Annotated in this window: 19 protein-coding genes; 4 read left to right on the forward strand and 15 right to left on the reverse strand. The window is 61.6% G+C overall.

Translation table 11 applies throughout. The annotated features are described in order from the left end of the window. Positions 1-19: 19 nt before the first annotated feature. The 11 genes from C3Y91_RS33070 to C3Y91_RS33120 all read right to left on the reverse strand — a co-directional run bounded on the left by C3Y91_RS33070 (position 20) and on the right by C3Y91_RS33120 (position 10,901). Positions 20-1,393: an LLM class flavin-dependent oxidoreductase gene (locus C3Y91_RS33070; protein WP_131589047.1), complete on the reverse strand. Its 1,374-nt coding sequence runs from the start codon at positions 1,391-1,393 to the stop codon at positions 20-22. Positions 1,394-1,430: 37 nt separating this feature from the next. Next, positions 1,431-2,180: an ABC transporter ATP-binding protein gene (locus C3Y91_RS33075; protein ID WP_168576297.1), complete on the reverse strand. Its 750-nt coding sequence runs from the start codon at positions 2,178-2,180 to the stop codon at positions 1,431-1,433. Next, positions 2,156-3,070, reverse strand: coding sequence for an ABC transporter permease (locus tag C3Y91_RS33080; protein ID WP_027688672.1), 915 nt, complete (start codon positions 3,068-3,070; stop codon positions 2,156-2,158). Before C3Y91_RS33080 ends, C3Y91_RS33075 begins: the two co-directional genes overlap by 25 nt. 34 nt (positions 3,071-3,104) lie before the next feature. After that, positions 3,105-4,130 carry an ABC transporter substrate-binding protein gene (locus tag C3Y91_RS33085; protein ID WP_130693645.1) on the reverse strand — a complete coding sequence of 342 codons (1,026 nt, stop codon included), beginning with the start codon at positions 4,128-4,130 and terminating at the stop codon, positions 3,105-3,107. Positions 4,131-4,435: 305 nt separating this feature from the next. Then, positions 4,436-4,774, reverse strand: a complete 339-nt coding sequence (locus C3Y91_RS33090; RefSeq protein WP_130773249.1) for a hypothetical protein — start codon at positions 4,772-4,774, stop codon at positions 4,436-4,438. 95 nt (positions 4,775-4,869) lie between these two features. Further along, on the reverse strand, positions 4,870-5,967 hold the full coding sequence (locus tag C3Y91_RS33095) for an ABC transporter substrate-binding protein (protein WP_027688675.1): 1,098 nt from the start codon (positions 5,965-5,967) through the stop codon (positions 4,870-4,872). Between the two features lie 51 nt (positions 5,968-6,018). Next, positions 6,019-7,059: an ABC transporter permease gene (locus C3Y91_RS33100; protein WP_017968678.1), complete on the reverse strand. Its 1,041-nt coding sequence runs from the start codon at positions 7,057-7,059 to the stop codon at positions 6,019-6,021. Positions 7,060-7,077: 18 nt separating this feature from the next. Then, positions 7,078-8,574, reverse strand: coding sequence for a sugar ABC transporter ATP-binding protein (locus tag C3Y91_RS33105; protein WP_024320282.1), 1,497 nt, complete (start codon positions 8,572-8,574; stop codon positions 7,078-7,080). 108 nt (positions 8,575-8,682) lie between these two features. Next, entirely contained in the window at positions 8,683-9,576 is an 894-nt protein-coding gene (locus tag C3Y91_RS33110) for an NAD(P)-dependent oxidoreductase (protein WP_130665987.1), read from the reverse strand. Further along, positions 9,566-10,123, reverse strand: a complete 558-nt coding sequence (locus tag C3Y91_RS33115; RefSeq protein ID WP_130680662.1) for a gluconokinase — start codon at positions 10,121-10,123, stop codon at positions 9,566-9,568. The genes C3Y91_RS33110 and C3Y91_RS33115 overlap by 11 nt, the downstream gene beginning before the upstream one ends. 13 nt (positions 10,124-10,136) lie before the next feature. Further along, positions 10,137-10,901, reverse strand: coding sequence for an SDR family oxidoreductase (locus tag C3Y91_RS33120; protein WP_168576298.1), 765 nt, complete (start codon positions 10,899-10,901; stop codon positions 10,137-10,139). A 135-nt stretch (positions 10,902-11,036) separates the two neighbouring features. Here C3Y91_RS33120 and C3Y91_RS33125 point away from each other — a divergent pair, with 135 nt between their 5' ends. Beyond that, the gene (locus C3Y91_RS33125) at positions 11,037-11,978 is read left to right on the forward strand and encodes a 2-hydroxyacid dehydrogenase (protein WP_168576299.1); all 942 of its coding nucleotides are present in this window, start codon (positions 11,037-11,039) and stop codon (positions 11,976-11,978) included. A gap of 10 nt (positions 11,979-11,988) precedes the next feature. Next, on the forward strand, positions 11,989-13,020 hold the full coding sequence (locus C3Y91_RS33130; protein ID WP_018496300.1) for an L-idonate 5-dehydrogenase: 1,032 nt from the start codon (positions 11,989-11,991) through the stop codon (positions 13,018-13,020). Between the two features lie 75 nt (positions 13,021-13,095). On the opposite strand, the gene C3Y91_RS33135 is transcribed toward C3Y91_RS33130, so the two are convergent. Next, positions 13,096-14,172, reverse strand: a complete 1,077-nt coding sequence (locus C3Y91_RS33135; protein WP_018070702.1) for a LacI family DNA-binding transcriptional regulator — start codon at positions 14,170-14,172, stop codon at positions 13,096-13,098. A 226-nt stretch (positions 14,173-14,398) separates the two neighbouring features. On the opposite strand from C3Y91_RS33135, the gene C3Y91_RS33140 reads away from it, so the two are divergent. Beyond that, entirely contained in the window at positions 14,399-15,325 is a 927-nt protein-coding gene (locus C3Y91_RS33140) for an SMP-30/gluconolactonase/LRE family protein (RefSeq protein WP_168576300.1), read from the forward strand. Between the two features lie 64 nt (positions 15,326-15,389). Here the strand turns inward: C3Y91_RS33140 and C3Y91_RS33145 are convergent, their stop codons facing one another. Together C3Y91_RS33145 and C3Y91_RS33150 are read right to left on the reverse strand one after the other, a co-directional pair. Next, positions 15,390-17,510 carry a vWA domain-containing protein gene (locus C3Y91_RS33145; RefSeq protein ID WP_131589051.1) on the reverse strand — a complete coding sequence of 707 codons (2,121 nt, stop codon included), beginning with the start codon at positions 17,508-17,510 and terminating at the stop codon, positions 15,390-15,392. Then, on the reverse strand, positions 17,507-18,031 hold the full coding sequence (locus C3Y91_RS33150; protein ID WP_018070705.1) for an RNA polymerase sigma factor: 525 nt from the start codon (positions 18,029-18,031) through the stop codon (positions 17,507-17,509). The genes C3Y91_RS33145 and C3Y91_RS33150 overlap by 4 nt, the downstream gene beginning before the upstream one ends. A 225-nt stretch (positions 18,032-18,256) precedes the next feature. Between C3Y91_RS33150 and C3Y91_RS33155 the strand changes: the two genes are divergently transcribed. Further along, a complete protein-coding gene (locus C3Y91_RS33155) occupies positions 18,257-19,168 on the forward strand; it encodes an alpha/beta hydrolase (RefSeq protein WP_168576301.1) in 912 nt (303 codons plus the stop codon). Positions 19,169-19,171: 3 nt separating this feature from the next. Here the strand turns inward: C3Y91_RS33155 and C3Y91_RS33160 are convergent, their stop codons facing one another. Then, positions 19,172-21,175, reverse strand: a complete 2,004-nt coding sequence (locus tag C3Y91_RS33160; RefSeq protein ID WP_168576302.1) for a CocE/NonD family hydrolase — start codon at positions 21,173-21,175, stop codon at positions 19,172-19,174. Between the last annotated feature and the right edge of the window lie 24 nt (positions 21,176-21,199).

The raw sequence follows: 21,199 nt of genomic DNA on the forward strand, positions 1-21,199 counted from the left end.
GGGGAAGCCCCCTGGGAAATCATATGGCGGCCTGCACCTGCTGCTGCTCCGCGTGAACCACAAAGCCATTCGGCGGGCGCTGAAGGCCCAGGTTCTCCCGCAGCGTCGTGCCTTCGTATTCGTGCCGGAACAGGCCGCGCTTGCGCAGGATCGGGACGACCTGATCGACGAAATCGGTCAAGGCGGTGGGCAGGATCGGCGGCATGATGTTGAACGCGTCGGCAGCACCGTTCTCGAACCAGCTCTGCATCGCATCAGCGATCTGCTCGGGTGTTCCCACAACCGTCCGATGGCCGCGAGCAGTGGCGACCGCCAGATAGAACTGGCGCAGCGTCAGATTGTTGCGCGATACCAGGTCGGAAACCAGCTTGAGGCGGCTTTTGTTGAGTTCGGTATTATCAGGCAGGGGAGGGGCGGGATCATCCAGCGAGTAGCCGGAAAGATCGACACCCTTGTAGTGGCGGGCAAGGATATTCCAGGCGATGGAGGGATGAACCAGCGATTGGATATGGTCGTAGTTCGCCTGGGCTTCCGCTTCGGTCCCGCCGAGAACCGGGAATATGCCGGGACTGATCAGCAGTTCGTCCGGCCGGCGTCCGTAGCGGGCGAGCCGCCCTTTGACGTCGGAATAGAATTCCTGCGCATCCTCGAAGGTCTGGTTGGCGGTAAAGATCATCTCGGCCGTGCGGGCGGCAAGTTCGCGCCCGGGTTCGGATGCGCCGGCCTGCACGATGACAGGATAGCCCTGAACCGGACGGCCGACGTTGAGCGGACCGGCCACCGAGAAGAACTTGCCCTTGTGATCGACGAGATGCACCTTGTCGGGATCGAGATAGACCCCGCTTTCCTTGTCGCGAATGAAGGCATCGTCTTCGTAAGAATCCCATAGGCCCTTCACCAGGTCGACGAATTCCTCGGCCCGCTCATAACGATCAGCATGGGCGGGATGGCCTGCGATTGAGAAATTCTTCGAAACATCCGCACCTGTCGTGACGACGTTCCATGCGGCACGACCCTTGGAGATATAGTCGAGCGAGGCGAACCTGCGGGCCAGCAGGTAGGGGTCCTCATAGGTCGTCGATGCCGTGGCGACGAAGCCGATATGTTTGGTCACCTGGGAGAGGGCAGCCCAAAGGGTCAGGGGCTCGAAATGTGCGCCCTGGGCGGTGCGGCGAAGCGCCTCCGGGTCCTTGGCGCGGTCCCATCCCGCCGGACTGTCGGCGACGAAGACGAGATCGAATTTGCCGCGTTCGGCGGTCTGGGCGAGCTCGCGGTAGTGATCGATATTGAGGCCGGCATCGGCCTGCGCCTCCGGATGGCGCCAGGCGGCGATATGATGGCCCGTCGCCATGATGAACGCGCCAAGCCGCATTTGCCGTTTCGATGTGCTCATTGGCTTATCCCCAGATCAAATTGCACTGTTGCTGATGTCAGGCGGCCTTGCGGCCCGGAAGCTCGACCCCGAGCCGGCTGAGAAGATGGATTCGGAATTGCGCAAAACGCGGATCGCCGTGATCGCGCGGCGTCGGCAGATCGATCCTGAGATCCTCGATGAGGCGGCCTTCGTCGAGAACCAGTATGCGGTCGGCCAGCGAAATCGCCTCGTCGACGTCATGGGTGACGAGCAGCACGGCGGGACGGTGTCTTGCACACAACTCCCGCAGCAGATCGTGCATTTTCAGCCGGGTCAGCGCGTCGAGCGCGCCGAACGGCTCATCGGCGAGAAGCAGGGCTGGTTCGCGCACCAGCGAACGGGCAAGAGCGACCCTCTGCTGCTCGCCACCCGAAAGCTGGTTCGGCCAGGCCGTTTCCCGGCCTGCAAGTCCTACCTCCGCCAAAGCCTTCCGTCCGGCTTCCTGGCCGGAAGGTCCATGTAGGCCAAGCGTGACGTTCTGGATGACGGTGCGCCAGGGCAGCAGGCGGGCGTCCTGGAAAACCACCGAAAGGCTCTCCGGCGTCTCGAGGGTGCCGGTTCCCTCGACACCATGATCGAGACCGGCAAGAGCCCTGAGGAACGTGCTTTTGCCGGAGCCGCTGCGGCCAAGCAGGGCGACGAACTCGCCTTCCTCGATATCGAGATCGACGCCGTCGAGGATCGTCTTCGTCGCAAACCGGCGTGCGAGGTTTCGCACGTGGACGGCCTTGGTTGTGGGCTTCAGTTTGCCAGGGTGCGGCGCCATGAGAGAACCCTCCGTTCAAGCAGGCGGACGAGACCGTCCGAGACGAGTCCGAGCAGCACATAGACCACCAGGCCGACGAGAATGACGTCGGTCTGCCCGTAATTTCGGGCAAGATCGATCATGTATCCGAGCCCGCTGGTGGCGTTGATCTGCTCGACCACGACGAGAGAAACCCAGCAGAGGGTGACGGCAAACCGCAGGCCCAGAAGGAAACCCGGCAGGGCGCCCGGCAGCACGACTTGAAGGATGAAGTCCTTCTGGCTCATCCGCAGCGTCTCGGCCAGTTCGACATAACGGCTGTCGATGCTGCGGAGCGCGTTGTGGGTGTGGATATAAATCGGCACGATGACGGCCAGCGCGATGGTCGTAACCTTCATGCTCTCGCCGATGCCGAACCACAGGATCAGCAAGGGGATCAGGGCCAGCGTCGGTATCGCGCGCTTGATCTGGACCGGCCCGTCGATCAGAGCTTCGCCGATCCGGGAAAGACCGGCGATCACCGCCAGGATCGTGCCGATCAGCAATCCGATGCCAAGCCCGAGCAGGGCGCGTGTCGCTGACGTCACGAAATTGTCCTGCAGGCGACCCTGCTCTATGAGCCTTACGAAAGCCTCGATGACAGTCCACGGCGCCGACAGGATGCGCGGGTCGATCCATCCCAATGCCGAACCGACGACCCAGGTCAGGACAAGCAATACCGGCCCGATCTGCAACCCGAAAGGGATCGCGGGTCCGGGACCCAGCCTGCGCCGGGCCCGTGGGCCGGCGGAGCCAGTCAGGCCAGCAGAGCTAGCCGGGCCGGCCAGCTTTGTCGCGCGTGAGCCTCCATGAACTCTCCCGCTTGTTGTCAGGGATAGTTTCGCCTCATCTGCATCCCAAGTGGTTGCCATGCTTCAGATCTCCTCTCCGAAGGGGTGTCGAACGTTACTGGCTCTTGGCCAAAGCCGCGGCGCCGAGCTTTTCGAAGCGATTGTCGAAAATCTGCTCCACATTGAGGGGTTTGTAGCCGAGCTCGTCTGCCAGCAGGTCGATGGTTTCCTGGTGGCGCTTCTTCACTTCGCTCCAATCGGCGGGAACGATCTGTTCGCCAGTCAGCTTGACGAGATATTCCCCGTCCTCCTGGCTCAGCCCCTGCTGACCAACGTAATATTCCTTGATCCAGAGGTCCGGGTTGCGGTTCACCCATTCGGTAGCGCGCGCCCACAGCCCGACATATTCGGCGAGAGCTGCCGCCTTGGCGGGATCATCCAGAACCCATTGCGGCGCATAAAGATGGCTCGGATCATCCCGCAGGCCATGCTCCACGAGGGTCGCGCCATCAGGTCCGTATTGGGTGATGTAGCGCCTGATGTAGACGCCGCCGAGCGGCGCGATGTCGACCTGCCTGCTCGCCAATGCCTTCGGATAGACATCGCTGGTGCTTGGCAGTTCCACCAGAGTGACGTCGCTGCTCTTCAAGCCTGCGGCATGGAGGGCACGCAGAACGAGTGTGCCCTGGGCCTGTCCCGGGCTGAAGGCGATGCGTTTGCCGCGGAAATCCGCCAGCGTCTTGACGGTCGCGCCCGGTGCGATGCCGAAGCGGTAGATGGGATTGGCAATCGGGTCACGGCGTTCGCGATAGGCGATGTTGCGAACGGGCAGATTGTTCCAGTTGGCGAAGATCGAGGGGATCTCGGCCACCGACCCGACATCGAGCGCATGAGCGCGGAAAGCTTCCGACGTCTGCGGCCCGCCGCTGATATTGGCCCATTTGACTTCAAAACTGAGCTCCTTGCCGAGGCCGGACACTTCGAGAGCTTTCTGCGTGACCGGATCGCCGATCGTCAGCACCGTGCCTGGCGGCACTTTGGAAAGCAGGGGGGCGTCTGTCTGGGCTACCGCCGGACCATGAATGGCACCGAGACCAAGCAGACTGAACAACGCAATTTTGAATGTCTTTGCCAATGTCATCTTAGCCAACGTCATCGTCGATCTTCCCGTTTCGGATTGCTGATTGCAGGAGCGATGCACGGTAAGATGGAATATAATCCACTAAATCGATAGACTATTTAGTTTAATGAAAGTGGCGCTGAGGAAAAATTGTCCTCAAAAGTCGGGCAACCGGAACGGTCGCATCCGGCGCCTTCGCAGGATGGTCGCGTTTGGCAGGCATGAAAAAAGCGCCTGGGACGTTCGTCCGCGGGCGCTTAAGCGTCTTAGCTCAACTGACGCCCTTTCAGGCGCCCGAACCGTGTGAACGTCCGGCTCGCCTGATGTCAGGCAACATGCGGCGCGTATTCGTTGGCCGAGAATACGTGGTGATGCACCTTGCCCGTAAAGAGCTGCAGGAGTTCGCCGGTGACCTCTCGGCTCTCTGACCGCACGTCGGAGAGAAGTGCTGCCTTCACCGCATCCATATCGGGATAGCGAATGGCGAGCGCCATGGCATAGATCGGGGCGCCTTCGTCGCGCTCCATCCCGTCGAGCACCCGGATTTCCTCGGCGCCCGGAAATTTCGTCCAGAGAGGGACGAGCCGCTGCCGCACGAATTCGCGAAATTCCGCTTCTCTGCCGGGATGGATTTCGCCTTCAAACAAAGCATAACGAATGATCATAGGTTCTCTTTTCCAAAACTCGCCGGAGCTGGATCGATGGTGGTGTGTTGTCGGAATATCAGGGCGTATCGGTCGATACGCCCTGACTGGAAGGGTTATTTGCCCCAGATTTTCTTGTATTGATCGCGATAGCCGTTGTCGGGATCAAAGCTGTTCTTCGGTCCACCGTCAAACTCGACGTTCTGGCTGGTCACCACATGCAGCGGCGACACGTAGCCGGACCATGGAGCTTTCGCAAAGGCGCGGTTCAATTCGTCGACGAGCTGCCAGCCCTGGAGGTTGAGCGGCTCGGCCACCGTGACGGCCTGGAACTGCTTGGCGCGGATACGCTGATAGGCGCTCTCCGAACCGTCGCCGGCTGCGACGTTCACCGGTTTTCCATCACCTGCAATGCCGGCCGAGGCGAGCGAAGGTCCCATGAAGTCGTAATAAAGGTCGTTGATCGCCAGCGAATGCGTCCACTTCGCGCCATACTTCTGCAGAAGCGATGTGGTGAGCTGCGGCATGCGCTGAGAGGTTTCGGCGATCGGCGTGTCGACATATTCGAGCACCGTGCCGCCGAGATCCTCGATCTCCTTCTTCATGCGATCGGCCTTGGCAATCGCGATCGCATAGGTGGAGTCGGTAAAGATGATGACACCCGGCTTGCCGCCTGCATCGGCAAAGGCCCAATCCGCCGCGGACTTCGACACTTCCATCGCATCGGTGGTCACGTTTGCGAAGACACCGACTTCTGGAACCGGACCAACGGCCGAGGCGGCGTGCCAGGAAACCATCGGAATTCCGGCAGCCTTGGCCGCTTCCATCGCCGGCTTCTGTTCGACCGCGTCAAAGCCGTTGATGATGATGCCATCCGGCTTCAGCGCCATAGCCTGGCCGAAAGCCGCGGTGCGCCCGCCGATCGAACCGGCGCCGTCAAGCGCCTTCACCGTCCAGCCGAGCGCGCCTGCCGCTTCCTGAACGCCATTGACCACGCCGAGGATGCCGCCATTTTTCATGTCGGCGGCGAGAATGACGATGTTCTTTCCAGTGGCGCCCTTGGGGCCGCTCGTCGGGCCATCCCAGGCGCTCACCTTGGAAGCATACTTTTCGACCACGGCCTTGGCATCGGCCATTGAATCGGCCAATGCCGGCATGCTCAGCATAACGGCGACGGTTGCGACCGTTGCCTGCAATAATGTTCTGCGCTTCATGTTCACTCCTCCATTTTGTTTGTTGTGAAATGCCGGGATGAGCCGGCATCCTCATTTGGATGCGGGTGTGATCCTCCTCACAGCTCCGCGCTTGCGCTGGGCGTAGCCTGCTATGCCGATGGCAATCAGCAGGGTCACGCCGTTGAACAGCGGTTCGACGAAGAACGACCCGCCGAATTGCTGAATTCCTGATATTCCGACCGCCAGGATGATGACGCCGATCAAGGTGCCCCAGACGTTCACCCGTCCCGGCTTGATCGTCGTCGATCCGAGGAACGCGCCGACAAGCGCCGGCAGGAGATATTCGAGGCCGACGCTTGCCTGGCCGATACGCAGCTTCGAGGCGAGAAGGACCCCGGTCAGAGCCGCAAGCAGCCCCGAGGTGACGAATGCGCCGATCACGAATTTGCGGACCGGAATGCCATTGAGTGCGGCCGCCTTCGGATTGGCGCCGATGGCGTAGAGATAGCGGCCGATCGGCAGGTATTCGAGCACGATCCACATGCAGATTGCGATCAGGAGCACGTAGAAGCCCGTGATCGGCAGGCCGAACAGCATGGTGCCGTTCAGCGCATAGAATCCCTCCGGCAGGACGCCGACCACCTGCCGCCCGCCGGTGTGCCAAAGCGCAAGCGCGTATAGAACCGTTCCGGTGCCGAGCGTCGCGATGAAGCTGTCGATCTTCGCAACCTCGACCAGCAGGCCGTTAATGAAGCCGGTGAGAACGCCAAGCGCCAGAACGATGACGACCGCGACAGGCCAGGGCAGGCCGTAGGCCGTCTGCAGGCTGATGGCAAGAATGTGCCAGAGCACGATGCCATAGCCGACGGTCAGATCGATGCGGCCCGATGCCATCGGGATCATCGCAGCCAACGACAGAAGCGCAATGATTGCCTTGTCGGACACGATCGAGCGGACGTTCAACAGGGTCGGGAAGGTATCGGGCAGAAGGATCGAGAAGATGACGATCAGGCCGACGGTCAGGATCACCAGCCCGTAGACCGGGATCAGGCGTCCGATCTTCTGTCCTGTGGACAGACCTGCCATTTCGCTCTTGGTCGGCTCCAGCGCCGTGGATTCAATGGATTGCATGGCTGTTCTCCCGGTGGCTCAAGCGGCTTCCGATGCGGATGCGGCCGTGATGACCGCCTCCGTTGTCAGAGCGCTTCCAGTCAGTTCGCTGACGATTTTGCCGCGCGAGAAAACCAGCGCGCGGTGGCAGATATGGGCGATTTCCTCGAAGTCCGTCGACACCACGACAACCGCGAGGCCGGCCTCGAGCGCCTGGGTGATCAGACGGTAGATCTCCGCACGCGCTCCGATATCGACGCCGGCGGTCGGATCTTCTGCGACCAGCAGCTTGCGGCCGGTCGCCAGCCAGCGGCCGACGACCACTTTCTGCTGATTGCCACCCGACAAGGCCTCTACCGGCAGATCCGGGTCGTTTGGCCGCAGGCCGACGGAATGACCGATCTTATGAGCAAGATCGGCTTCGCCGCGCGGCGACAGGAAGGACAAAAGCCCACGTCCGACGGCGCCCGGATTGAGGTAGGTATTTTCCCGAATGGAAAGTGAGAGCGCCACGGACTCCTCCGTCCGGTCACGGGCGATCAAGCCGATGCCCGACGCCATGGCGCGCCGCGGGCTGGAGAGGTCGGGGGCCTCGTCATGCAGCAGAACCGAGCCGTGGAAGGGCTCGCAACCGAACAGCGCGCGGCCGATCCGTTCCTGACCGGCGCCACGCAATCCAGCCAGGCCCAGAAGCTCGCCCTCGCGGATATCGAACGATATCGCGCCTGTGCCGGCGCAAACGAGATCGCGAACCTTGACGATCGCCTTGCCGGGCGTGATCGCCGTCTTGGAAAAGAGGCTGTCGCCGCTGCGGCCGATGATCATCGTCACCAGCTCGTCGGGGGTGGTCTCGCTGACGGGTTTCTGTCCTACCATGCATCCGTCGCGCAGAACGGCGACCCGATCGGCAATCCGGAAAATTTCGTCCAGCCTGTGGGAGACGTAGATCATCCCGACGCCGCGATCCTTTAAGGGGCGGATTGCATTGAACAGCCGATCGACTTCATCGGCGGGAAGGCTCGCCGTCGGCTCGTCGAGCACCAGAACGTCGGCTTCGACGGCCAGCGCACGGGCAATGGCGACAAGCGACTTTTCGGTGCGCGACAGCGCCGAGACCCGCGTGGTGGGGTCAAAATCGCAGCCGACCAGTTTCAAGGCTTCCTTGGCGCGCGCCTGGGTCCTGTTCCAATCGATCAGGCCGCGACGCATCGAGAAGCCCTGTGACAGGCCCATGTTCTCGCCGACCGTCATCCACTCGATCAAACCGAGATCCTGGTGGATGAAGGCAACCTGTTGCCGTTCGTTCGGCTTCGGGGGACGATGATGGTAGCTCTGGCCGCGAAAAAGGATGTCGCCGCTATCGGGCTTGTAGATACCCGCAAGCGTCTTGATGAGCGTCGATTTGCCGGCGCCGTTTTCCCCCAGCAGCGCGAGGATTTCGCCCTCGCGAAGGTCGATCGAGACGTCCCGCAGCGCTTGCGTGCCGCCGAAGCTCTTGGTGATCGACTGGAACTCCAGCAGTCTCTTGGCTTCCACTGTGGCTCCTCCCAAAGCTGCGGTTGTCATTGATCATATGTTATCGATAACATTTATGGATGGTCAAGCGGAAAGATGACGATCTCGAATTTCTCGGAGAGATTGATGTCAGCCGGCCTGAAATCCGTCGAGAAGACGCATCATCTCGGCGGAGTCCTTCGGCCCGAGGCCGGCAGCGCAGAGCAGGCGATGAATTTCGACCACGGAGCCGGTCATCGGCAATGGCGTCTTGGTCTTCAGCGCGAAGGCCTGAAGTGAATCCAGGTCCTTCAACATGTTGTCGATTCTGCCTGTCGGAGAGAAATCCCGGGCAGCGAATTTTGCCATGAATTCCTGCATTATCCGGTTATCAGCCCTGCCGCCGGCAAGGGCTGCCGGAATGGCGGCCGGATCGACGCCGCCGGCTTCAGCGAGCTTGACCGCTTCGGCGACGGCCTGAAACAGCACGGCGCAAAACAGCTGATTGATCAGCTTCGTGGTCTGCCCGGCGCCGGATGCACCCATCAGCGTGTAATTGGCGGCGAGATGCCGCATCACCACGCGCGCCCGTTCGAAATCCTCAGCGCTGCCGCCAGCCATGATCGTCAGGCGTCCGCTCAGCGCACCCGGCACGCCGCCGGAGAGCGGGCAATCCACCCATGCCATGCCGGTTTCCCGACGCAGCCGCATCGCCATGTCAGCCGTGTCGGCCGGGTCGATCGACGACATGTCGATCAACACCTTGTCGGCATTTGCCGCCGGCGCAACACCCTTTTCGCCGAAGACGACGGCGCGGACGATGCTGGCGTGATTGAGGCTCAGCACACAAAACGCCGACCGTGAGACCGCTTCCTCCACGGAGCCGGCCGCGCTTGCGCCCTTGGCCACCAAAGCCGCGACTTTTTCGGTATCCAGGTCGAAGACCGATACCTTATGCCCGGTTTCGATCAATCGGGTGACGATCGCCGTTCCCATGATGCCGGCACCGATGACGGCGACATCTGCTCTGTAGTCATCCTGCATGATAATCTCCTCCCTTGACGGCCATGCCGCTCAGTCCCTGACAAGCCAGCGCCACAATATCATCCAACGCATTATCGATCGCCACCGTCACCACACCAGCTTCACCGGTCGGCGGCTCCAGCGTCTGCAGCTGGCTGTCGAGCAGCGACGCCGGCATGAAATGGCCCTGGCGAGCCTGCATCCGCGACAGCAGCAGGTCGCGGGATCCTTCGAGGAAAACAAAGGCCAGGCGCCCGCCCGCTGCCTGTCTTAGCCTGTCGCGATAGCTTCTCTTCAGCGCCGAACAGGAAACCACCAATCCTTGCGACGTTTCTTGCGCGGTCCTTATTTCTTCGCCGATCCGGTCGAGCCAAGGCAGGCGGTCGTCGTCAGCAAGCGGTATGCCCTGCGCCATCTTCTCGACATTTTGAGCGGGGTGGAGTTGGTCGCCCTCCAGAAACAGCATGCCGTTTCGAGCGGCGAGATGCTCTCCAACCGAGGATTTGCCGCAGCCGCTGACGCCCATGACGACAATGGCCAGAGGCGATGCCTTTTGCTCGAAGCCCATGGTCTCGTCTCTATCAGAGGCAGGTCGTGATGCCGCCGTCGACATAAAGCGTGTGCCCGTTGATAAACGACGAGCCGCGGCCCGACAGGAAAACGGCGGCACCCACCAGCTCCTCGACATTGCCCCAGCGTCCGGCCGGCGTCCTCTTCTCGAGCCAGGACGAGAACTCGGGGTTGTCGACGAGCGCCTGGTTGAGCGGCGTCTTGAAATAGCCCGGCGCAATAGCGTTGATCTGCAGACCGTACTTGGCCCAGTCGGCGCACATGCCGCGGGTCAGATTGCGCACCGCGCCCTTGGTCGCCGTGTAGGGAGCAATGCCGGGGCGCGCCAGTTCGCTTTGAACGGAGGCGATGTTGATGATCTTGCCCTGTCCGCGGGCGATCATGGGTTTGGCCGCTGCCTGGCCGACGTAGAACACGCTCGAAATATTGGTGGTCAGCAGCAGCTCCCATTTGTCCGCCGGAAAATCTTCCAGCGGCGTGCGAAACTGCATGCCGGCATTGTTGATCAGGATGCCGAGCGGCCCGATATCGGTTTCGATCGCGTCTATGCCTTCTTTGGCAGCGTCCTTGCTGGTCACGTCGAAGATCGCCGCATGGGCAGAGAGGCCTTGATCCTTGAGGCTCTCGACCGCACGTTTGACGCTTTCGGGCGTGCGGCCATTGATGATCACCTCGGCGCCATGCTGCGCCAGGCCTTCGGCCAGGGCATAGCCGATCCCCTGGCTCGAACCGGTGATCAGGGCGCGCCGTCCGGTAAGATCAAACAAATTCTTCATGCAAATCACTCCTCCAGTCTCGCCGCCGGCGACGGCTTCAACTGCCGCCGGCGGTGAAACTCACTTGACATCCCTCTTCCGAATTATATGTTATCGATAACATAATCAACTGTCAAAATGCGGGATGGAAACGGAATGCCTGAGGTAGAAATCTTGATGGCCGGAGCCTATCCGGAATGGGACATGGTGGATCTGGAGGCGAACTACCGCATTCATCGCCTCTGGGAAGCGACAGACCGGCAGGAGCTGATCTCCAGGGTCGGCAAGGATATCCGCGCCATAGCGACCCGCGGCGAACTGGGAGCGTCCGCAGAACTGATGGCGCAATTGCCGAAACTGGAAATCGTCTCCTGTTACGGCGTCGGCACCGACGCAATCGACTTGTCCTATGCCCGCGCCAACGGCATTCGCGTCACGAATACCCCCGATGTGCTGACCGAAGATGTCGCCGATATCGCCATCGGACTGCTGCTTGCCACGGCAAGGCAGGTCCCTCAGGCCGATGTCCTCGTTCGCTCCGGCCAGTGGGGCAGTGTCGCCATGCCGCTGGTGACGCGCGTCTCGGGCAAGAAGGTGGGGATCGCCGGCATGGGCCGGATCGGCAAGGCAATCGCCAGAAGGGCTGCTGCATTCGGCTGCGACATCTCCTATTTCGCTCGCCATGACCACACGGATGTTGCCTATACCTACGAGCCCGACCTGATCGCGCTTGCCGATTGGGCCGACTTTCTGATCGTCATCGTCCCCGGCGGGGAGGCGACCATGAAGATCATCAATGCTGAGGTGCTTAAAGCGCTCGGCCCTAACGGCATCCTGGTCAACGTCTCCCGCGGGACGACCGTCGACGAAGAAGCGCTGATCGCAGCCCTTCGAGACCGCACCATCCAGGCGGCCGGCCTTGATGTCTTCCTGAACGAACCCAAGATCAATGCCCGTTTCCTGACGTTGCAAAACGTCGTGTTGCAGCCCCATCACGGCTCTGGCACTGTCGAGACCCGCAAGGCCATGGGCCAATTGGTCAGAGACAATCTCGCTGCGCATTTTGCAGGTAGCCCGCTTCCAACTCCCGTCGTGTGAGGGTCCCGATATGAAAGCCATCGTCATTCATGCCGCCAAGGATCTGAGGATCGAAGAGCGCGAGCCGGAGGTTGCTGGCGCCGGGCAGGTGGAGATTGCCATCGAAGCCGGCGGCATCTGCGGTTCCGACCTGCACTATTACAACCACGGTGGGTTTGGCACCGTTCGCCTGCGCGAACCGATGATCCTCGGCCATGAGATCGCCGGAACGGTCAAGGCGCTGGGCTCCGGCGTCACCGACCTTGCCGTCGGAGACCGTGTTGCGGTTTCCCCGAGCCGGCCGTGCAACCATTGCCAATATTGCCTGAAAGGACAGCAAAACCACTGCCTCAACATGCGGTTTTACGGCAGCGCCATGCCGATGCCGCATATTCAGGGTGGCTTTCGCCAGCGGCTGGTGGCGGAGCGCTGGCAATGCCACAAGGTCGCAGACGGCATTTCCATTCACGAGGCTGCCTTTGCCGAACCCTTTGCCGTGACGCTGCATGCGGCAAACCGCGCCGGCTCGCTGCTCGGCAAACGGGTGCTGGTCACCGGTTGCGGCCCCATTGGGATGTTGGCGATCGTCGCGGCGCGCGTTCTCGGCGCCCGCGAAATCGTCGCGACCGACGTGACCGACAGCGTTCTGGCGATTGCCCGCACCAGCGGCGCCGATCGAACGATCAACGTTGCCACCCATGCTGCCGACCTCGCGGCTTACAGCGCTGACAAGGGATACTTCGATGTCATGTTCGAAGCGTCGGGCAATGAGAAAGCCGTGCGCGCCGGCCTGGAGACGCTTAAGCCCCGCGCCATTCTCGTGCAGCTGGGCCTTGGCGGCGATGTCTCTATCCCGCAGAACATGATCGTTTCGAAGGAAATCGAGATGCGCGGGACATTCCGTTTCCACGAGGAATTTGCGCTCGCCGTCGAACTGATCAACGCGCGTCGCGTCGATCTGAAGCCGCTGCTGACAGGTGTTTTCGGGATCGAAGAGGCCGTTGCCGCCTTCGAGCTGGCGGGCGACCGCAGCAAGTCCATGAAAGTGCAGATCGCCTTCTGACCGACTGTATGATCCCTGCAGCCATTCAAAGTGTTGCATCGCCGCGCATCTGAAAAGACGTGCGGCGCTTTGGTCTCAAGCGGTCGGCGCGCCGTTCCGGTCCGTGCTTTCGCGCAAGACAACCTTATAGCCTGTCAATGTGATCTCATCGCCGGTCGCCTCGCCGGTATGGAGGGTATCCAGCAGGCGGGCGGCGGCCTGGCGACCGATGCCATAACAATCCACATTGATGGTGGTAATGCGCGGATGACAGATGGACGAGATCTCATAATCGCCGAAACCGGCAACGGCGATGTCCCGCGGAACCTTCATTCCCCTGCGCGTGCATTCCATGATGGCGCCGAAGGCGGAAAGGTCGGAGACGCAGAGAACCACTTCCGTGTCCGGCCAGCGCTCCAGCAGGCTGACGATCGCCTGGCCTCCCTGTTCCATGGTGATAGGCGGGACGCCGAAGGAAATCATCCGTCCCGGTCCGAGGCCCAATTCTTCGACAGTTTTCTGGAAACCGCTTCGCCGCTGGCTGCCGCGCGTATCGCGCGCCGTCGTTCCGCCGATATAACCGAACTTCCGATATCCTTGACCGGCAAGTGTCCGCACCAGCAGGGACATCGCCTCACTGTTGGAAAAGCCGACGACCTGATTGATCGGATCTTCCGGAAGTTCCCAGGTCTCGACAACGGGAATGCCGGCTTTTACGAGCATCCGCCGCGCGCGCGCCGTGTGCGAACCACCGGTCAGGATGATGCCTTCGGGGCGGCGGCGCAGCATCGCCTCGATCAGCTCTTCCTCTTTCTCCGCCGAATAGTCGGTATAGCCGAGAAGGAGTTGAAGGCCGGTATTCTGCAGCGCATCGGTCATGCCGCGTGCGGTGTCGGAAAAATTCGAATTGTTGATCGAGGGCACCAGGGCGGCGATGAAGCCGCTCCGCCTTGACGAAAGACTGCCGGCCGACAGATCGAGCACATAACCGAGCGCGTCGACGGCTTCCATGATGCGCTTCCGGGTTTCCTCGGAAACGCTCGCATCCTGGCGAAAGGCACGTGAAACGGTCATGGCAGATACGCCGACATATTTGGCGACCTCCGCCATCGTCAGCTTTTGCGCGTCTCCCGGCTTGAGACGCTTGTCTTTCGGCTCATCCTCGTTTTTCACTGGTCTCCGCTTTCAAACAAGCTTCCGAGTTGGGTAGTCTAAGACACGATAAAGTTATCGCTATCATCGTACAATCGATATTATTGCAGGAATGCACCATTCCAAAGCCCAAGAACCAGGATTCCTGGGGCATTTTCGCAAAGGCCGGCAGATCGGTATCTGTACGAAGCCCTCAAAACGCGACAAGATGATATCGATAACAATTTGAAGGAAACGGAGGAGCATCATGTTCGGGCAAATTGACGGTACGGGGTTCGAGGTTCTCGACCCGCGTTTTGAAAGCTGCTTCGTCGGTCACGCCCGCGTCGAGCGACTTTGGACGGGTGGCCGCTGGCTGGAGGGGCCTGCCTGGTTTGCCGCCGGGCGCTATCTGGTTTTTTCGGATATCCCCAACAACCGCATGATGCGCTACGACGATACCAGCGGGCATACAACGGTATTCCGCTCGCCCAGCAACAATTCGAATGGCAACACGGTCGACGATCAGGGCCGGTTGATCACATGCGAACATCTGACGCGCCGTGTCACGCGCACGGACTTCAACGGCAGGATCACCGTTCTGGCCGATCAGATTGCAGGCAAACGGCTCAATTCTCCAAACGACGTCACCGTCAAGTCCGATGGGACCATCTGGTTCACCGACCCGAGCTACGGCATCCTCCACGACTACGAGGGCGACTATGGCGAGGCGGAAATCGGCGGATGCCACGTCTACCGGCATGATCCGGCAACAGGCTCGACCGATCAGGTGACCTCCGATTTAGTCAAGCCGAATGGACTTGCTTTCTCCCCGGATGAGACGCTGCTCTACGTCGCCGACACCGGGGCAACGCATCTGCCCGGCGGTCCGCGTCACATCAGAAAGCTCGCAGTCTCGACTGACGGGAGCCTGACCGATCTCGGCGTTTTCGCAGAATGTACCTCAGGCCTTTTCGATGGTTTTCGCGTCGACCGGAAAGGCCGGATATGGACGAGCGCCGGCGACGGTGTGCACGCCTATGATCCGGATGGCACTTTGATCGGCAAGATCCATATTCCCGAGGGCGTCTCCAACGTCGCTTTCGGCGGCGAGAAATTGAATCGCCTCTTCATCACCGCGAGCACGTCTCTCTACGCTGTTTATCTCACCGCCAACGGGTCGAGACTGGGATAATCACTCAACAGACGCCGCCCTTTTGGGACGGCCTCTTGTTTGGTGCGGTTTTGTGCCTCTTGCCTCATCGTTGACTGAGGCCGTCCGCCAGCCGGACGAGGCCGAGGAAATCCGACCTGTAACCGAAGGTGTCCGTGCCTCGCGATGCCGCGGCGAGATCGGCGATCGCCTGATAGGAGTAGGTGTCGACGGCCGCGACGTGGCTCAGTTTCTGGCCGAAGGCGGCGACGGCCACCGAGAAACGGACATCCTGCGGCGCGACGTCGAGGGTGGCGACCGCGTTGTTGTCGTCGACAGGCGTGGTGATGAGCGCGCTCTTGTCCTCTCCCGGCTTTTTGTAGCGCATCTTGACGAAGGCAAGTTCGCCGTGATGGGCGCTGTCAGCGGCCGCGGCCGGCGCCTTATCGGCAGCGCCATAGCGCAGGTCGTCATTCATCACTGCCGGGCTTCCCTTGGGCGTAATCTCGTAAATCGCCGTGACGCTGTGGCCGGAGCCGATATCGCCGGCGTCGACACGGTCATTGTTGAAATCCTCGCGCTTCAACGCCCGCGTCTCGTAGCCGATCAGCCGGTATTCGGCGATCCGTTCCGGGTTGAACTCGACCTGGAACTTGACGTCGCTGGCGATCGGAAACAGCGTCGATCCGGCCTCTTCGACCAGCGTCTTTTGCGCTTCCGCCAAGGTGTCGATATAGGCAGCACTGCCATTGCCGTTCTGGGCCAGCGTCTGCATCAGCGAATCGTTGAGATTGCCCCGCCCGAAGCCGAGAACGGTGAGGAAGATGCCATCCTTGCGTCTTTCCTCGATGATGCGCTTCAAGTCCTCGTCGCTCGACGGGCCGACATTGAAGTCGCCGTCCGTCGCTAGCATCACCCGGTTGACGCCGTCCTTGACGAAGCCCTGCTTGGCAAGATCGTAGGCCGCCTCGATGCCTTCGGCGCCGCCGGTCGAACCGCCGGGCTCCAGCCTGTCGATCGCCGAAAGGATCTTCGATTTCTCCGCCACCCGTGTCGGCGTCAACACCGTGCCGGCATTGCCGGCATAGGTGACGATCGAGACGGTATCGTCGGGTTTCAGCCTGTTGACCAGAAGCCGGAAGGCGCTCTTCAGCAGCGGCAGCTTGTCCGGCTCGTCCATCGAGCCCGACACGTCGATCAGGAAGACAAGATTGGCATGCGGCGTGGTCGCCGGCGCAATGTCATAGCCCTTGATCGCCACATGCATCAATTCCGTGTCGTGGTTCCACGGGGTCGGCATGACAGTCACCGTCGCCTTGAAAGGTTGATCGGCATTATCGGGACCCGGCCAGTCATAGGGGAAATAATTGATCATCTCCTCGACGCGGACCGATAGTGGATCGGGCATCGCCCCGCCTGTCAACGACCGGCGGACGAAGGCATAGGACGCGCTGTCGACATCAGCGGAGAAGGTCGAAACCGGATCCGTCGCGACGCTCTTGATCGGATTAGCCGCTGCATTGGCAAACCGCTCGCGATTGGGATCGAGCTGCATCTGGACACGCCCCTCCGCAGGCGGAGCAGGCGAGGGGGCGATGGCGGCCATCGGTTCGGCCAATTGCTGTTGGGGGGCGACGCCGGGAGCGGCCGGTACAGAGCGTTTGGCCGCCCCTAGTGCCGCGGCAGAACCCTCCGGCTTGTTCGTGAGGGCGGCGTTGGCATCGAATTCGGATGTCTGCGACGCATCGGATTTCGCGAGGTCCGGTGCCTCCTTGTCCTGCAGCGCTTGCGCGACACCAACAGATTGCTCAGCCAGGCTGTCGTTCCCGGTCGGTATTTGCGGCGCGACCGCAACCGGCTGACCGGCGGTTGCGGCCGGTTGTTTCGACGCCTCACTTTTCGAAAGGTTTCCGGCGATCTCAGTCTGGTCGACGATCGGCAATCCGTTGCGGGTCAACTCGATCGCGAGATAACCGGCGGCCGGAATGACCAGCAGCGTCGCAAGCGCTGAACCGGCGAGGAATTTCTTGTTCATGGCAGGACTCCATATCCAGTTGATGATGGAGCTTTGACGCCAGCCTTTCGCATTTCCTTGGGCTGCCGGCGCACTATTTTCTGCGGTGTCGAAGGCCTGCATCGCGGCAGCAAGCGCACGCGCACGCGCCTCCGGCGTCGCTGCCGGCGGTATCAGGCGGGAGAGCTTTTCGAGTTCCTTGTCCACGGTCATACCTCTTCCTTGCCGAGCACGGTCTTCAGCCTTTTGCGCGCCTCATGGACCTGCCAGGACACGGTCGCCTCCGAGCAGCCCATGACATCGGCAGCAGCCGAATGGCTGAGGCCTTCGCCGTAAACGAGCAGCACGGCGTCGCATTGCCTTTCCGGCAAGGCGCGCACGGCGGCCCATAATTCGCTCGATAGCTCGTCGTCATGTCCGGCCGGCGCATCGGGCTGCGGTTCGGCGGCGTAGGCGCGGAATGTCTGCTCCTCTCGTGCAAGCTTGCGTCTATGGTCGCGGGCGGCGTTGAGCGTCAGCGTATAGAGCCATGTCCTGAATCGGCTGGCGCCGCGAAAGCTGCGGATCGCCGCGCCGAGCTTGACGCAGACCTCCTGGGCGATGTCGTCGGCATCCGTGGAACTGCCAGACCATCGCCACGCCGTCGCATGGACGAAATCATAATGGCGCGACACCAGTTGCCCGAAAGCCTCCCGGTCGCCGCCCTGCGCTCGTTCTATGAGCTCCGCGTCCAATTCCGCACCTACCCCATGCTACCAAGCAAGATGCTATTTCGAGATTGAGACGTTTCTCGGATGACTTTCCTTGGGCCAGCGATGAAAAAAATTATCGCGAATTTTGAAAGCCGCGACATCCATGGGTCGCGGCCAGACAGATCGTCCGTGTCACAGAGGCGCATGATGAGGACAGAGTCGGCCAGGGACATGATCTGTCATCTCCCAAATCGCGAAAGGACCTCCATGTCCGCTCAACCACCTGTCCCCACCGAAAGGGGCATCCTGCAGTTTCTCGCGATTTGCGATGCCTTCTATCCGCCAGACGCTGTTGAAGCGTCGATCGAGCAGCAGCGAGATTGGTACGACGCTCTTTGTGCGCGCTTTGACCGCCCGCTGCCCCCGGAGATGATCTTTGCTGACGGCATGCTCCAGCGCATCCCGATCCGGCGTTACCGTCCGCGCAAAATCAGCACACGCACCATTCTGCTCTATCTTCATGGCGGCGGCTTCGTCGTCGGTTCGCTCGAGAGCCATCATGCCATCTGCGCCGAGATCGCCGATTTTGCCGGCGCGGAACTTGTTTCGGTCGATTACCGACTGGCCCCTGAATATCGCTGGCCGGCGCAGACGGATGACGGCTTTACCGTGTTGAAGCATCTGCTTTCCGCCAACAGCAAGGTCGTGCTGATCGGCGACAGCGCCGGGGCCAATCTGGCGGCGGGCCTTGCGTTGCGCGCGCGCGACGAGGGCCCGTCCGGCGTCGTCGGCCAGGTCCTGATCTATCCCGCGCTCGGCGGTGACCTCGATACGGGCTCCTATGTCGAAATGGCCGCGGCTCCGGGATTGACGACGGCGGATGTCGCCTATTACCGCCAGATCCTGCTGGCACCGGCAGGCAATGAGATCGCCGAGCCGCTGCATGCAGCTTCGCTTGCCGGGCTGCCGCCGGCCTTCATCACGGTCGCGCATTTCGATCCGCTCCGGGACGACGGCCGGCACTATGCCGCCCGGCTCACCGCGGAGGGCGTCGAAGTCTGGTTCCGGGAGGAGCCGCAGATGGTGCATGCGTGGCTGCGCGCTCGCCACATGAGCGATGGCGCACGCGACGGCTTCCGCGCCGTCTGCGAGGCCACAAGGCGTTTTGCGGCGGCCTGATGGTCACATCAGGTCGCGCGCGATCCGCTTTTCCGCAAAGACCTTTTCGAAGACCTGAACATCGTCCTCGAAGGCGGTGACGACAGCGCTGATGATCCAGTCGGTCCGGGTGCAGGCAATCCGCGCGGTCGCGACCGTTCGCACGAACCAGCCGGGGCGGCGCATGTCGCAGGTCCAGGTCGACGTCCCGGTCATCGACAGTGGATTGTCGGGTGAAATCGACCAGACTTCCTCCCGCAATTGCCGGGTCGAGAGACCTGTCTCGGGGTGTTCGGTGAGCCCGGTATCCTCGTGGATGTGATAGTCTGTTCGGTTGACCGAGAGGTCGCGGACGACCTGCCGCTTGGTCGCGGCGCCCGCATGCTCGATGTATTTCGGCAGGGGATCGGGATTGGCCGGTTCCTTGATGTCTATCCGCTGGTGCTCGCCGAGCATCGGCAGCCCCAGGCCGAGTGCGGCGATATCGACCTCGATGCCCTCGTCATCAGGCGGCGGCAGGATCATCGGCCAATAGGCGGTAGAAAGCGAAAGGCGAATGCGATGCCCCTTACGGAAGCGATAACCGCAGGCATCGAGCACGAGGCGGATCGACACCCTCTCGCCTGGCATCAGCGGCTTGGGATCTGCATTGCCGTCCCGGTGGGTAAGATTGAGGACGCCGAAGGCGACACGCGTTGCCGTGCCGTCCGGATGGACATCGACGAGCCGGGCACAGAGGTTCCCACCGGTTGCCCGGGAGCGTAGCGCAAGCGTCAGCACGGGCCGGCCGAGATAGTCGTAATCGCCAGCAAGCGGCATCGTATCGAAGACCAGCGAGCCGGCATCGTCCAAGCGCTGATCGACCGCCATTTCGGCGTCGGGCTTCAGCGTGAAATATTCACCGGATGCCGTCCCGGTGTCGAGCGGAGAGCGGAGATAGACGGAATGTTCGGGCGCATGCGGGATCGGCATGCCTTCCGTCAGCTTGCCGAACTGCTCGACATAGAAGCACTGCATCTGCGGCATCGACCAGACGTCCTTGGCGACCCAGAAGCCCGGATCGCTGTCGCGTCGCGGGGCAGGCCGGACGGCGTCGAGAATATAGGCGCGGGCCTGCGGCAACCGGTCGATGCCGTTGTTCTCGCCTCGCAGCCATCTGTTCCACCAGGCGATCGCTTCGCCATGGAAATCGGTGCGCGGCTTCGGCCAGGCAAAGTGCGGATATTTGTGGACCCAGGGGCCGATCAGCGCCTTGGCTTTTTTGCCCAGGCCTTCAACTGCCATCAGCGGCGTATTGCGGTAGCCGTCCGCCCAGCCGGCGATCACCAGCGTCGGGATCTCCACGCTCGAAAAATCCTCTGAGATCGAGCCGTGACGCCAGAAATCGTCGCGCCGCTGATGGGCCAGCCACTCCTCCATGAAGAAGGGTTCGCCCGCCAGACGTTCCAGCCACATCTGCTTCCAGCGCTCGCCGACAAGCGCCGGGTCGGGCGGCCGCGACTGGTAGCCGAGCATCGTCGCCGCCCATGAGAGCTGGGCGGAGAGATGGCAGCCGTTCTTGTAGTGGATGTCGTCGTTATATCGGTCCACGGTCGAGGCGATCGAGATGACGGCCTTCAGCGCCGGCGGGCGCAATGCTGCGACCTGCAGGCTGTTGAAGCCGCCCCAGGAGATGCCCATCATGCCGATCGAGCCGTTCGACCATGGCTGCGCGGCAATCCAGGCGATCAGCTCGCAGGCATTGGCAAGCTCGCATTCGGTATATTCGCCGTCGATGACCCCGTCGGATTCTCCGGATCCGCGTATGTCGACGCGCACGCCGGCAATGCCTGCGGCCGCGAATACCGGGTAGGTCGACTCATCCCTGAGGCTGGTTCCATCCCGCTTGCGATAGGGCAGGAATTCGAAGACGGCGGGAACGGGATCTTTCTCCGCACCATCCGGCATCCAGATGCGCGCGGCAAGCCGCGTCCCATCCTTCAGCGTAATCCATTCATTCTCGATGGTGGTGAAGCCGCGCGAGGTCATGCTCATTCCTTGATGCATATTCCA

The sequence above is a fragment of the Rhizobium ruizarguesonis genome (assembly GCF_012349115.1).
Taxonomy (GTDB): Bacteria; Pseudomonadota; Alphaproteobacteria; order Rhizobiales; family Rhizobiaceae; genus Rhizobium; species Rhizobium ruizarguesonis.

Coding starts and splice junctions, on each gene's coding strand:
- C3Y91_RS33070 (WP_131589047.1), bottom strand. CDS start 1,393: ATGAGCACATCGAAACGGCAAATGCGGCTTGGCGCGTTCATCATGGCG.
- C3Y91_RS33075 (WP_168576297.1), bottom strand. CDS start 2,180: ATGGCGCCGCACCCTGGCAAACTGAAGCCCACAACCAAGGCCGTCCAC.
- C3Y91_RS33080 (WP_027688672.1), bottom strand. CDS start 3,070: ATGGCAACCACTTGGGATGCAGATGAGGCGAAACTATCCCTGACAACA.
- C3Y91_RS33085 (WP_130693645.1), bottom strand. CDS start 4,130: ATGACATTGGCAAAGACATTCAAAATTGCGTTGTTCAGTCTGCTTGGT.
- C3Y91_RS33090 (WP_130773249.1), bottom strand. CDS start 4,774: ATGATCATTCGTTATGCTTTGTTTGAAGGCGAAATCCATCCCGGCAGA.
- C3Y91_RS33095 (WP_027688675.1), bottom strand. CDS start 5,967: ATGAAGCGCAGAACATTATTGCAGGCAACGGTCGCAACCGTCGCCGTT.
- C3Y91_RS33100 (WP_017968678.1), bottom strand. CDS start 7,059: ATGCAATCCATTGAATCCACGGCGCTGGAGCCGACCAAGAGCGAAATG.
- C3Y91_RS33110 (WP_130665987.1), bottom strand. CDS start 9,576: ATGCAGGATGACTACAGAGCAGATGTCGCCGTCATCGGTGCCGGCATC.
- C3Y91_RS33115 (WP_130680662.1), bottom strand. CDS start 10,123: ATGGGCTTCGAGCAAAAGGCATCGCCTCTGGCCATTGTCGTCATGGGC.
- C3Y91_RS33120 (WP_168576298.1), bottom strand. CDS start 10,901: ATGAAGAATTTGTTTGATCTTACCGGACGGCGCGCCCTGATCACCGGT.
- C3Y91_RS33125 (WP_168576299.1), top strand. CDS start 11,037: ATGCCTGAGGTAGAAATCTTGATGGCCGGAGCCTATCCGGAATGGGAC.
- C3Y91_RS33130 (WP_018496300.1), top strand. CDS start 11,989: ATGAAAGCCATCGTCATTCATGCCGCCAAGGATCTGAGGATCGAAGAG.
- C3Y91_RS33140 (WP_168576300.1), top strand. CDS start 14,399: ATGTTCGGGCAAATTGACGGTACGGGGTTCGAGGTTCTCGACCCGCGT.
- C3Y91_RS33145 (WP_131589051.1), bottom strand. CDS start 17,510: ATGACCGTGGACAAGGAACTCGAAAAGCTCTCCCGCCTGATACCGCCG.
- C3Y91_RS33155 (WP_168576301.1), top strand. CDS start 18,257: ATGTCCGCTCAACCACCTGTCCCCACCGAAAGGGGCATCCTGCAGTTT.
- C3Y91_RS33160 (WP_168576302.1), bottom strand. CDS start 21,175: ATGACCTCGCGCGGCTTCACCACCATCGAGAATGAATGGATTACGCTG.